The sequence below is a fragment of the Micromonospora sp. LOL_014 genome, from assembly GCF_048060245.1.
Lineage (GTDB): Bacteria > Actinomycetota > Actinomycetes > Mycobacteriales > Micromonosporaceae > Micromonospora_E.
On record NZ_JBHMIP010000009.1, the window covers coordinates 89,007 to 101,532 of the forward strand.

Annotated in this window: 12 protein-coding genes; 7 read left to right on the forward strand and 5 right to left on the reverse strand. The window is 70.1% G+C overall.

Translation table 11 applies throughout. From position 1 onward, the window contains the following. The 5 genes from ACFHW1_RS10310 to ACFHW1_RS10330 all read left to right on the forward strand — a co-directional run bounded on the left by ACFHW1_RS10310 (position 1) and on the right by ACFHW1_RS10330 (position 4,932). Positions 1-600 (forward strand): cytochrome c oxidase subunit 3, encoded by a 600-nt coding sequence (locus ACFHW1_RS10310; RefSeq protein ID WP_282231574.1) that lies wholly within the window; start codon positions 1-3, stop codon positions 598-600. Positions 601-679: 79 nt separating this feature from the next. Next, positions 680-1,540, forward strand: a complete 861-nt coding sequence (locus ACFHW1_RS10315; protein WP_416551529.1) for a cytochrome c — start codon at positions 680-682, stop codon at positions 1,538-1,540. Beyond that, positions 1,537-2,655 (forward strand): ubiquinol-cytochrome c reductase iron-sulfur subunit, encoded by a 1,119-nt coding sequence (locus ACFHW1_RS10320; protein WP_416551531.1) that lies wholly within the window; start codon positions 1,537-1,539, stop codon positions 2,653-2,655. The genes ACFHW1_RS10315 and ACFHW1_RS10320 overlap by 4 nt, the downstream gene beginning before the upstream one ends. Continuing rightward, a complete protein-coding gene (locus tag ACFHW1_RS10325; RefSeq protein ID WP_416551533.1) occupies positions 2,652-4,316 on the forward strand; it encodes a cytochrome b in 1,665 nt (554 codons plus the stop codon). The genes ACFHW1_RS10320 and ACFHW1_RS10325 overlap by 4 nt, the downstream gene beginning before the upstream one ends. Before the next feature lie 223 nt (positions 4,317-4,539). Then, positions 4,540-4,932 (forward strand): peptidase inhibitor family I36 protein, encoded by a 393-nt coding sequence (locus ACFHW1_RS10330; protein ID WP_416551535.1) that lies wholly within the window; start codon positions 4,540-4,542, stop codon positions 4,930-4,932. Positions 4,933-5,079: 147 nt separating this feature from the next. Here the strand turns inward: ACFHW1_RS10330 and ACFHW1_RS10335 are convergent, their stop codons facing one another. The 5 genes from ACFHW1_RS10335 to ACFHW1_RS10355 form a co-directional block, all read right to left on the reverse strand. Further along, positions 5,080-5,367: an Lrp/AsnC family transcriptional regulator gene (locus ACFHW1_RS10335; RefSeq protein ID WP_416551537.1), complete on the reverse strand. Its 288-nt coding sequence runs from the start codon at positions 5,365-5,367 to the stop codon at positions 5,080-5,082. Positions 5,368-5,423: 56 nt separating this feature from the next. Continuing rightward, entirely contained in the window at positions 5,424-6,284 is an 861-nt protein-coding gene (locus ACFHW1_RS10340) for a nucleotidyltransferase family protein (protein WP_416551539.1), read from the reverse strand. After that, positions 6,281-6,850, reverse strand: coding sequence for an NUDIX hydrolase (locus ACFHW1_RS10345; RefSeq protein WP_416551541.1), 570 nt, complete (start codon positions 6,848-6,850; stop codon positions 6,281-6,283). The genes ACFHW1_RS10340 and ACFHW1_RS10345 overlap by 4 nt, the downstream gene beginning before the upstream one ends. Positions 6,851-6,893: 43 nt before the next feature. Next, the gene (locus ACFHW1_RS10350; protein ID WP_416551543.1) at positions 6,894-8,675 is read right to left on the reverse strand and encodes a RelA/SpoT family protein; all 1,782 of its coding nucleotides are present in this window, start codon (positions 8,673-8,675) and stop codon (positions 6,894-6,896) included. A gap of 124 nt (positions 8,676-8,799) precedes the next feature. Further along, positions 8,800-10,569, reverse strand: a complete 1,770-nt coding sequence (locus tag ACFHW1_RS10355; RefSeq protein WP_416551807.1) for a DEDD exonuclease domain-containing protein — start codon at positions 10,567-10,569, stop codon at positions 8,800-8,802. Positions 10,570-10,746: 177 nt separating this feature from the next. Between ACFHW1_RS10355 and ACFHW1_RS10360 the strand changes: the two genes are divergently transcribed. Then, positions 10,747-12,141, forward strand: a complete 1,395-nt coding sequence (locus tag ACFHW1_RS10360) for an NYN domain-containing protein (protein WP_416551545.1) — start codon at positions 10,747-10,749, stop codon at positions 12,139-12,141. A 143-nt stretch (positions 12,142-12,284) separates the two neighbouring features. Further along, positions 12,285-12,518 (forward strand): hypothetical protein, encoded by a 234-nt coding sequence (locus ACFHW1_RS10365; protein ID WP_416551547.1) that lies wholly within the window; start codon positions 12,285-12,287, stop codon positions 12,516-12,518. Positions 12,519-12,526: the final 8 nt, after the last annotated feature.

Here is a 12,526-nt window from a genome sequence, read left to right on the forward strand (position 1 = left end):
GTGACTGCGGCCCCAGCGATTGACAAGAGCCGGATCCACTCGCTGACCCGACCGAACATGGTCAGCGTCGGGACGATCGTGTGGCTCTCCAGCGAACTGATGTTCTTCGCGGCGCTGTTCGCGATGTACTTCTCCATCCGTGCGGCGGACTACAGCATGTGGGAGGAGCACACCCCACAGCTGAACATCCCGTACGCGACGGTCTTCACCGCGATCCTGGTGGCCTCCTCGGTCACCTGCCAGATCGGGGTGTTCGCCGCGGAGCGGGGGGACGTGCACGCGCTGCGGCGGTGGTTCACGATCACCTTCGTGATGGGCCTGATCTTCCTGCTCGGCCAGGTCAACGAGTACCGGGAGCTGGTCCACCACGGCATCAAGATCAACGGTGACGGCTACGGCTCGGTGTTCTACCTCACCACCGGCTTCCACGGGCTGCACGTGGCGGGTGGCCTGGTCGCCTTCCTGATCTACATGGTCCGGACCACGATGGGGCGGTTCACTCCAGCCCAGGCCACCTCGGCCATCGTCGTGTCGTACTACTGGCACTTCGTTGACGTGGTCTGGATCGGCCTCTACTTCATGATCTACTGGCTGCAATGATCATCAAGCGGTCACTCACCGTGATGGTGCGGCGTCGTGCCGACCAGGCAGGTCGCAAAACCGACAAGGATTCAGGTCAATGACATCTGACACCCCCGCCGACCGGCGAGCCGACCGCGGACGTGGTCTCCTCGCCCGGCTGCGCAGCGGGCGGGCCACGCCGCGAGGCCGGGGCCGCCGTCGGCTGGGCACCGCGGTCCGGTTGCTCGCCGCGCTGTTCCTGGCCGGCGGTGCGTACACCGTCTTCGCCCCTGGCCTGCAGGCGCAGGACACCCCGCAGCTGTCCCAGGCGGCCGAGGACGGCAAGGCGCTGTTCGACCAGAGCTGCATCTCCTGCCACGGGCGTAACGCCCAGGGCGTCGAGGGACGCGGCCCCAGTCTGATCGGTGTCGGATCGGCGTCGGTGGAGTTCCAGGTCGGCTCGGGCCGGATGCCGATGGCCCGACAGGAGGCCCAGGCCGAGCGCAAGCCGGTGGTCTTCACCGAGGAGGAGATCCGCCAGCTCGGCCAGTACATCCAGGAGCTGGGCGGCGGCCCGCAGCTGCCGGCCGGCGACATGCTGCGTACCGGCGGTGACATCGCCGTCGGCGGCCATCTCTACCGGATCAACTGTTCGTCCTGCCACGCCTTCAGCGGCGGCGGCGGCGCGCTGTCCTCCGGCAAGTACGCACCGAGCCTGGACCCGGCCACCGACCGGCAGCTGTACGCCGCCATGCTGACCGGTCCGCAGAACATGCCGGTCTTCGGGGACAACCAGCTCACCCCCGAGCAGAAGCGCGACATCATCGCCTTCGTGCAGGAAGGGCTGAAGACCGACGGTGACCCCGGCGGGCTGGCCAACCTCGGCCGGTACGGTCCGGTGACCGAGGGCATCGCCATCTTCCTGGTCGGCATCACCGCGCTGGTCTTCGCCAGCCTGTGGATTGCGGGGAAGTCATGAGCACCGACATCGACACCACCACCACCACCACTCAGCAGCACCGCCAGCCGGCGCAGGTGAGCCTGGACGACCCTCGGCTGACGTCGTTCGACGTGCTGCGCGAGGGCGCCCGGCGCGACGACATCGAGATCGTCCACTACGAGCCGCCATTTCCGGTACCCGGCACCAGGACGGAACGGCGGATCAGCCGGTTCGTCGCCGGGCTGTTCCTGCTCGCCGGGCTCACCGCGACCGCGTTCCTGGTGGTGTACATCTGGTGGCCCTGGGAGTACGAGCTCGGCACCGGGATCAGCAAGTTCTACACTCCGCTGCTGGGCGTCAGCCTCGGGCTGACCTTGCTGGCCATCGGCGTCGGCATCCTTACCTGGGGCAAGAAGCTGCTGCCCCACGAGGTGGCAATCCAGGACCGGCACGACGGCCCGTCCAGCCCGGACGACCGCAAGATCACCGGCGGCACGCTCACCTACATGGTGGACGAGCTCGGGGTGAAGCGCCGTCCGCTGCTCGGGGTGTCGCTGCTGGCCGGGTTGGCTCCGGTCGCCGCGGTCGCGGCCGCACCGCTGGTCGGCGGCCTGATCCGGGATCCGCACACCGACAACCAGATGGCCACCACCGGCTGGGAGCCGGTCGAGACGGTCGGTGGCGGCACCGAGCTGGTCCGGCTGACCAGGGAGGACGGCTCGCCGATCCGGCCCGCGGACGTCAGCGTCGGTGGTCAGATGACGGTCTTCCCCGGAATTCCCGGCGGGCACACCAACCGGTACGCCGACTCGCCGACCCTGCTGATCCATCTGCGGCTGGACGACGCCCGGACCGCCCGGGAGAACAACGAGGCGGTGGGCAAGCCCGACTACATGTGGGGCAACTACATCGCGTACTCGAAGATCTGCACCCACGCGGGCTGCCCGGCGAGCCTGTACGAGCAGCAGACCAACCGGCTGCTCTGCCCCTGCCACCAGTCGCAGTTCCTGATCACCGACAACGCCAAGCCGGTCTTCGGCCCGGCCAGCCGTCGGCTGCCGCAGCTGCCCATCTCCGTCGACGACGAGGGCTTCTTCGTCGCCACCTCCGACTACACCGAGATCGTCGGACCCGACTTCTGGGAGCGGCCATGAAACGCCGTAAGTTCGACGCCCGTGCGCTGCCCGGCCAGGCCGCCGGGCAGCTCGACGACCGGTTCCAGGCAGCTACGCCGCTGCGCAAGCTGCTGAACAAAGTCTTCCCGGACCACTGGTCGTTCCTGCTCGGTGAGATCGCGCTCTTCTCGTTCGTCGTCGTCCTGCTCACCGGCGTCTACCTGACCTTCTTCTTCGACCCGTCGATGGAGGAGGTCACCTACGACGGCAGTTACGCCCCGCTGCGCGGCATCCCCATGTCGGCGGCGTACGCGTCGACGCTGGACATCTCGTTCGACGTCCGGGGCGGCCTGATCATGCGGCAGATGCACCACTGGGGGGCGCTGCTGTTCATGGCGTCGATCGTGGTGCACATGCTGCGGGTGTTCTTCACCGGCGCGTTCCGCAAGCCGCGTGAGGCCAACTGGATCATCGGCTCGCTGCTGTTCTGGGTCGGCTTCCTCGCCGGCTTCACCGGCTACTCGCTGCCCGACGACGGCCTGTCCGGCACCGGGCTGCGGATCGCGTCGGCGATCATGCTGTCCATCCCGGTGATCGGGTCCTGGGTCACCTCGTCGATCTTCGGCGGCGAGTTCCCGGGCACGATCATCATCAGCCGGTTCTACATCGCCCATGTGCTGCTGATCCCCGGGCTGCTGGTGGCGCTGATCAGCGCCCACCTCGGCCTGGTCTTCAAGCAGAAGCACACCCAGTGGCCTGGCCCGGGACGGACCAACGACAACGTGGTCGGCGAGCGGATGTTCCCCCGCTACGCAATCAAGCAAGGCGGCTTCTTCATGATCGTCTTCGGGGTGGTCGCCCTGATGGCGGGAGTCTTCCAGATCAACCCGGTGTGGCTGTTCGGCCCGTACGAGGCCGCCGTGGTCTCGGCGGCGAGCCAACCCGACTGGTACGTCATGTTCCTGGACGGCTCCACCCGGTTGATGCCAGCGTGGGAGCTGACCATCCCGATCGGTGACGGGTACGTGATCCCGCCGCTGTTCTGGCCGACCGTGGTACTGCCCGGCATCCTGGTCATGCTCTCCCTGGTGTACCCGTTCCTCGAAGCGCGGTACACGAAGGACAAAGCCAGCCACAACCTGCTGCAGCGGCCCCGGGACGTGCCGGCCCGGACCGCCGTCGGCGCGATGGCGGTCACCTTCTTCATCGTGCTGACCATCTCCGGCGGCAACGACGTGTTCGCCGACAAGTTCTTCATCAGCCTGAACGCGATGACCTGGGCCGGCCGGATCGGATTGATCCTGCTCCCGCCGTTGGCCTACTACGTCACCTACCGGATCTGTCTCGGTCTGCAGCAGCACGACCGGGAAGTGCTGGCGCACGGTGTCGAGACCGGCATCATCCGACGGCTGCCTGACGGCCGCTTCGTCGAAGTGCACCAGCCGCTGGGACCGACCGACGAGCACGGCCACGGCAAGCTGGAGTACGTCGGCTGGGTGGTGCCGAAAAAGATGAACCGGCTAGGCGCGCTCGGCCCGGCGGTCAAGGGCTTCTTCTTCCCGATCGAGAAGCCGGCACAGGTTCCGCCGCCAGCGCATGTGGCGATCGACCCGGCCGAGGAACAGCCGGCCGAACTGCGGTCGGCTGGCAAGGAGAAGCAGCCGGCCGACCGCGAGGAGATCAGCAGCGGCAGCCGCTGACCACCGCGCACCCGGAGTCGACAGAGGCGTCCGCCGAGCAGATCGGCGGGCGCCTCTGTGATCTCATACCTGCACCGGCCGCCCCCACAAGCCCTGTCGCCATGGTAGTAGCGGTATCCCTAAGAGACTGCGGTGATCCATTGGTGACGGTTTCCTCTCGACGTAGCGTCATAGTCGACAGCGATCGATCAACCGCAAGGTAGTCGCTCGGAGGAGGAGCTACGTGAAGCTGGCAAGGAAGTTGCTGACGTGGGCCATTGGCGCCACCATGGCCCTGGTAGTCGTGACGCCGTCGCCTGCGCAAGCCGCCTACTGGGACTGTCCGGCCAACGCCATGTGCATGTGGGAGCACAGCGGAGGTAACGGCCTGATGGTCTGGGCGTCGGTCAACACCGGCAACCAGCCGGACCTACGGGCATGGAGCTTCGACGACAAGATCAGCTCGGTCCGGAACACTTCCGCCCGGGGCGTCTGCCTGTATCCCGACCTCAACTACGATGGCAACTGGCACATCTTCGTCCCGCCCTACAGCGGCGGTGGCAACGTTGATCCGCTTGCGAACGATCAGATCACCTCGTTCCGCTGGGCACCGTCGACCTCACCGCCCGTCTGCTGACGGGCAGCCGACGTCAGACACCGTACGGTGACGCGGCTGGTCGCCAGGGGTCTGGGGCCCCGCCGACCAGCCGCGTCGTCATGTTTGCTGGGCGGCTCTGCCTGCGGCAGCTGTCAGTTCCCGCGGTTGGCTCAGCGCTGTCGTCGGTCAGTCCGTGTCGGCCAGCCCGATGGCGAAGGCCGCTTCCAGATCGTGCTGCGAGTAGGCGCGAAAGGCGATGTGCGACTCGGTGCTGAGTACGCCCGGAACCTTCGAGATCCGTCCGGCGATCACATCGGCGATCTGGTCGAACTCCCGCACCCGGACGATCGCGATCAGGTCCACGTGCCCGGCCACCGAGTAGACCTCGCTCACCCCGTCGAGACCGGCGAGCGCCTCGGCCACCTCCGGGATCGAGTCCGTGGCGCAGTCGATCAACACGATGGCAGTGATCACGCAGGCCCTCCGTCTCTCACCGGCGTCCGCCGCCGATGTTACTCAATAGTGAACGGTCAACCGGCGGACACTGTCAGATCGCTGCCCACCCGGATCGCGTCGGTCAGCCGTTCCCCCGCATGCACCTGCGCGCCGGGCCACACCACTGAGCGGACCAGCGTCCCCCGTACCACCGCGCCGGCACCGACGACGGAGCGGTCGACCGGGCCGGTCACCGTGGCCGACGGGTCGAGGAGGCTCCGGCCACCTGCCGCATGCAGATTGGCCGCGAGGTAGTCCGGTGGTGTCCCGGTGTCCAGGTAGGTACCCGGATAGTTGATCACCTGCAGCGCGCCGGCCGCCTCCGCGGGCCGCCAGACGGTACGGACCAGCTCGCCGGGGGCGGCCGGTAGTCCGCTGACGTAGCGCCACGGCAGCAGCGAGAAGCCGGCGAACCGGTGCCCGTCGAAGCCGCCCCGGGCGGCCGGGTCGGTGAACCGCTTGCCCAGCAGCCGGACGGTTTCGCCGTCCCAGCCGTCGAGCAGTGTCGCGATGTCCGGCCCAGGATCGAGATCTGGATGGGCTAGATAGCCGTCGACGTTGCCGACCAGCACGCCGCGACCGCCGATCCAGTCGCGTAGCCGGCCGACGCCGCCGGCGGTGCCCAACGGGTCTCCTGGCTCCACGGACAGCTGTGCCCGGTCTCCGACATGGGTCACCACCTGCCGGCCGAGGTAGCAGGCGTTGACCGCGACCGCCGCCGGCCCGGTGAAGCCGAGGGCTCCGACCCGGTCGAGTGCCCGGTCCAGCAGCGGTACGTTCCCGACCGGGCAGAGCGCCTTCGGGACGAGACCGGTCAACGGCCGCAGCCGGCGGCCTTCACCGGCGGCGAGGACCACTGCGCAGATCCGGTCCGGTCCGACCGCCGGTGCGCTCACCCCGGCTCCTGGCCCGCTGGCGGGCCGGTCTTCGCTGGTACGTCGGTCTCCGCTGGCACGACGAGCGGTCCGATGCCGTAGTGCGCCAGCAGCCGGGCGGTCGCCGGGGTCAGCCGGGGCAGGTCGTCGAGCCGGTGCCAGGCGGCTTCGTACACCTCGGCCCCGTCCACCACCAGTTGGGTTCGCGACGCTGCCACGGCGGCTTCGAAGACGACGTCCACCCAGCCCTTGGCGTGCACCACGGCGTTCGGCACCGCCGGGCGTAGCTGGTCCGGGGCCAGCCGGATGCCGGTCTCCTCGGCGAGCTCCCGGGCCGCGCCGACCACCGGCGCTTCGCGGTGTCGCAGCAGACCGGCGGGCAGCGTCCAGCCCCGGCCGGGTGGCTGGCGCAGCAGCAGCAGTCGGGCGGGTGCCGACGGATCGACTTCGGCATCGGTCACCAGCGTCACGGCGCCGACGATGTACTTCTGCACAGCGAGCCGGACCAACCGCCGACGGACCGGGTGCGGCAACCGGTAGAACACGCCGTACAACAGGGCGCGTGCGGGGGATCGGCGGATGATCATACTGTTCAGGCTAGAGGTAGCCGGTCACCGGCGCCGGGCCAGGTCAGCCCGGCTGGTCGACCAGGGCGATGAGCTGGTCGACGACGGCCTCGGGCTCGATGGTCCGGTCCACCACCGCGACCAGCAGGGTCTCCATGTCCGGGTACTTGAGGCTCTCCGCGAGCTGGCGCAGTGGTTTGTCGTTGGACAACGCCCGGTCGTGTTTGCGCAGGATCAGGCTGACGGTGGCGCGGCCGAGGCGTACCTTGTCGCTGATGCTGATGCCCGGTTCGGAGTGTTCGGCGAACCAGCGGTTGATCTGCATCTGGGCCTGCGGCGACTTGACGAAACCCAGCCACTCCTTCCGCGGCCCGGCTGACGCCGGTGCCGTCCCGGTCGGCTGGTCGTCGCTCTCGGTGAAGATCTCGACCACGTCGCCGTCGGTCAACTCGGAGGCCAGCGGTGCCAGTCGGCCGTTGATCCGTACGGCGAGACAGTGCGCGCCTTTCCGTGAATCCAGCTCGTATGCGAGGTCGACCGGCGTCGACCCGGCCGGCAGCACGATCGGCCGGCCGTCGGTGAAGACCTGGATCTGCGCGTCCACCAGGTCGCAGCGCAGCGAGTGAACGAACTGGTCGGCGTCGATGTTCTCCTGTGACCAGTCGATCGCCCTGCGTAGCCAGGCCAGCTCGTCGGCGCGGGCGGCGGCACGACTGCGGCCGGGCTTGGGGAAGTGGTACGGCGCGGCGATGCCGAACTCGGCAGAGCGGTGCATCGCGTCGGTCCGGATCAGCACCTCGAGTGGACGTTCGTCCGGGCCGATGACCGTGGTGTGCAGCGAGCGGTAGAGGTTGTTCTTCGGCGCCGCGATGAAGTCCTTGAACCTGCCCGGTACCGGTCGCCAGCGGCAGTGGATCGCGCCGAGCGCCGCGTAGCAGTCGGTGTCCGGCCCGGTGACCACGACCTCGATGCGGGGCAGGTCGAACGGTGCCGGGTGGCCACCGGCGACGGTGTCCTTCCAGATCGAGTAGCGGTGCCGGGGCCGGGCCGCGACCCGGGCAGTGACCTTCTCCCGGCGTAGCGTCACCCGCGCCTGTCCGCAGACGGTGTCCAGGTACGTCGCCCAGCCCGGTCGGTTGGCCAGGTGTTCCTCGATCTGCTGGTAGGCCTCCGGCTCCAAATGGAACAGGACGATGTCGTCGAGCTCCCGTTTGAGCTTCTGGATGCCGAGCCGATCGCAGAGCGGGACCAGCACGTCCAGGGTCGCCTTGGCGATCCGGGCCCGGGAGGCAGGGGAGCGCACACCGAGGGTCCGCATGTTGTGTAGCCGGTCGGCGAGCTTGATGACCAGCACCCGGACGTCCTTCGCCGCAGCGATGATCATCTTTCGGATGGTCTCGGCCTCGGCGGCCTTGCCGTAGAACGCCTTGTCGAACTTGGTCACCCCGTCAACCAGGTGGGCGACCTCGTCGCCGAAGTCTGCGGCCAGTGTCGGCAGGTCGTACGTGGTGTCCTCGACGGTGTCGTGCAGCAGCGCGGCCACCAGGGTGGTGGTGTCCATGCCGAGCCCGGCGCAGATCTCCGCGACGGCCAACGGGTGGGTGATGTACGGCTCGCCGCTCTTGCGGTACTGGCCGGCGTGCATGCTGTCGGCGATCTGGTAGCCGCGGCGCAGCACCGCCGGGTCCGCCGACGGGTGGATCGACCGGTGGACCCGGATCAGCTCGGCGACCGGTTCCGGCGAGCCGGGTGACCAGGACAGCCAGGCCCGCAGGCGGGCGGACAGGGGTGTCGCGGTGGGCAGGAAACGTCCGATGGCGGCGCCGGGACCGGCGTCGACGTCCACGCGGAGACACCTCCTCACCCATCGCCCGGCCGGTAGACCGCCCGGACGCACGCCACGAATCGGGCGTTGGCTGACAGGACTGCACTTGTCTAACAGACTAAGCGAGCGAGCGTAGTACGATCGGCTACTTGCGGGTGATCGATCGGTCGAGTCTTTGGTCCGCTTCGTTGACGCCGGCCGTCGTCCGGGCGGCTTCCTCGGCCTTGACCAGCAAATGGTGGAATCGGCCGGCGCCGCGCAGCGGCGAGGACCAGTCCCCGCTCACCCTGACCAGTCGGGTCTGGTCCGGCTCCAACCAGGACAAAATCCGCTCGCTCTCGGCCGCGCTCGCCCGGGGCACCGGACCGTGCCCGGCCGGCACCGTCTCGGCGGTGGCGCACAGTAGCTCGATGGCGGCCCGAGGGTGCTGCCGTGGGGGCGACACGCCAGCGGCGGCGAGCCGACCGTGCCGGACGATCGCCAGCTCCCAGCCACCGTGCCCGGCCCGTCGTGCCGCGACCAGCTCGGTGATGCGGGTCAGCGCGGTCAACCGCTGCATCCGGACGGTCGCCCGCAGGAATGCGGCCAACCGGCCCCGGACCACCGCCGCCTCCTCGAACCGCTGCCCGGCGGCGAGCCGGTCGATCCGGGCGAGCAACGTGTCGACCAGTGGCTGCGGGTCGGTTTCGAGGGCCGTACGCAGCGGGGTGACGGCCAGTTCGGCGTACTGCAGCGGGTCGATCCGGTGCTCGCACGGTGCCGGACAACGACCCAGCTCGGCCAGCGCGCAGGCCGGGGTCCGGGTCCGGGTGGACAACCGGTGGGTGCACTGACGCAGCGGCAGCGCGTCGTGGATGCCGGCGGCGGCCAGCTCGGCCGCCCGGCGGGAGGCGAACGGCCCGAGCACGGTGGTGTCGGCCGGTGAGATCGCCCGGACGGTGGACAGCCGTGGATAGACCTCGTCGGTGACCTTCAACCAGACCACCCGCTCCGGGAACTTCGACCTGCGGTTGTACGGCGGCGCGTGGGCGGCGATCAGCCGCAGCTCACGTACCTCGGCCTCCAGCCGGTGGGCGCATTCGACCGCGTCGACCCGCACGGCTGCGGCCAGCATCTCGGACATCCGCGCCCGCCGCTCGGCGGCGGTGAAGTAGCTGCGTACCCGGGTCGCGACGTCGCCCGAGGTGCCGACGTACAGTGGCCGGTCGTCGGCCGCCCGGAAGATGTACACCCCGGGGGAGCGGGGCAACCCATCGGCGAGGTGCCGCTTGCGTCGCTGGACGTCGCTGACCGCCCGGCTGAATTCGACCGCGTCGCCGATGCTCGTCACCTGGTGCCCGCCGAGCCGGGCGATCAGCCCGTGCAGCACGTCCACGGTCGCCTGGGCGTCGGCCAGGGCCCGGTGGGTGGGACGCCGAGGGGTGCGGAAGTAGCCGGCGAGAGTGCCGAGCTTGCGGTTGGGCACCTCGTCGCGGGTCAGCACCCGGCGGGCGAGGGCTGCGGTGTCCAGCACCGTCGGCGCCGGCCAGGAATAGCCGTGCCGGGCGCACGCTGCCTTGAGAAAACCCACGTCGTACGGCGCGTTGTGCGCCACCAGCACCGCGCCGCCGAGAAACTCCAGCAGGCTGGGCAGCACCTGCTCGATCGGCGGCGCGGGAACGAGCATCGCCTCGGTGATGCCGGTGAGCACGGTGATGAACGGCGGCACCGGCCGGCCCGGGTTGACCAGCGTGGCGAAGACGCCGAGCTCCTCGCCGCCGCGCACCTTGACCGCGCCGATCTCGGTGATGCCGCCGCCGTCCGGCGCGCCGCCGGTGGTCTCCAGATCCAGCACGACGAAGGTGGTCTCCCGCAGCGACCGGTCCGTGCCGGTCGACAGCGACTGGTCCGGCCCGGCTGACAGCAGCGAGTCGATCGAGCCCTGGGTGTAGGCCGGTCGAGGTGCGGGGTCAGGCGGTGCCACGGCGCAGACGATAGGACGTGGGTACGACACAGCCGTCTCATGGGTGCCATCGGTAACGATCCGATCGACTCTACGAGATCATTCTTCCTGTCGGGCACGCGGCGGCCACCCGGTGGGAGACTGGGGTGCATGGCCGCACCGGATCCGACCGACGCTCGTCCCGAGGGGGCGGCGCCGACGACCGGCGCCCTGCCCCTGTCCGCCGACCAGCCGGCCGGTGGTCCACCCGCCGAGCCGGTGCTGCCGGAGCCGGTGCGGTCGCGCATCGTCGTGCTCGCCGCCGCCGCGCTGCCCGAGATCCCGACCGACGAGATGCCACCCCAGCTGCGCAAGGTCGCCAAGTTCGCGCCGAACCGGCGGGCCCGCTACGGCGGTGCGGCCATCGCGGCAGCGCTCACCAACGATCCGTCGTTGCGGCAGCGGGTGGCTGCCCGCGCGCTGACCGAGGCCGGTGAGCTGGGCACGGCGGTCAGCGAAGGGGTCTCGCCCGCGGCGGCGGACCCGGTCGAGGTCGCCGCCCTGGCGTACCTGATGCGGCCGGCGGGCTGGCGTGAGCTGGTCGACGCCGCCGGTGCGGCGGTCCGGGCCGAGGCCGACCGCGCCGCCGTCGCCGAGCTGATCCGTGATGCCGAGGCCCGCGCCAATCGGGCCGAACATGACCGCACCGTCGCCCGGGTCGAGGTGGAGAAGCTCCGCGACGAGCTGGCCCGGGTACGCGAGGAGCTGGGCCAGCTCCGCGAGGAGTCCCGGCAGCTGTCCCGCACGCTGCGTGAGGCGCAGGCGCAGCAACGGCGGGCCAACGAACTGCTCGCCACCGAACGCGGCCGCGCCGCGCGGGCCGCCGCCGACCACGACGCGGAGCTGCGGCGGCTGCGCGCCAGGCTCGCCGACGCGGAGCTGACCGCCGGCGCCGCCCGGCAGTCGGCGAAGGAGGCCCGGGCGGTCGACGACGCCCGGCTGTGGCTGCTGCTGGAGACGATCGGGCAGGCAGCCCAGGGGCTGCGGCGGGAGCTTGCCCTGGACCCGGCCGACCGGTTGCCGGCCGACTACGTCGCCGACGCGTTCACCGACCGGCCGGCGGCGGCGACGTCAACCCGGGCCCGCGACACCGACGACCCGGTCCGGCTGGACGACCTGCTCGCCCTGCCCCGGGCCCACCTCGTCGTCGACGGCTACAACGTGACCAAGCGGGGCTTCGGTGAGATGCCGCTGGAGCAGCAACGTAAGCGGTTGATCACCGGGCTCGGTGGGATCGCCGCGCAGACCGGGGACGAGGTGACCGTGGTCTTCGACGGCGCCGAGCGGATGCACGGGTTGCCGCCGGCCCCACGCGGCGTACGGGTGCTGTTCTCCCGCAAAGGGGAAACGGCCGATGAACTCATCCGTCGGCTGGTCCGGGCCGAGCCGTCCGGCCGGGTGATCGTGGTGGTCTCCTCCGACCGGGAGGTGGCCGACGGGGTCCGGCGGCACGGCGCGTACCCGATGGGCGCTGATTCGCTGCTGCGTCGACTGGCCCGGTCCTGAGCTGACACCCGGTCGCGCGGAACTGTCGTACCTGATGCCTATCGTCGATGTCACTGGCGGTGGTCGGTCGGCGATGCTGCGTCGTACGGGGGCCGGTCACCGCCGGCCACTGTCCGATCGCACCGTCACGTGAGGAGACGACCATGCTGATCGACTGTGACACCTGCGCCGTCGAGCGCGGCCCGAGTTGCCGGGGTTGCCTGGTCAGTGCCCTGATCGACAGCCCGGACGCGGTGACCAACCTGGACGCCGGCGAGCGGTACGCGATCGAGGTCTTCGCGCGCGCCGGGTTCGACGTCGAGGTGCTCGGCGGGTCGACGGCCGCGCCGCGTGGCCGCCGGCAGCGCCGGCCCCGGTCCCGAAGACAGGTCGCCTGAGCGATCGA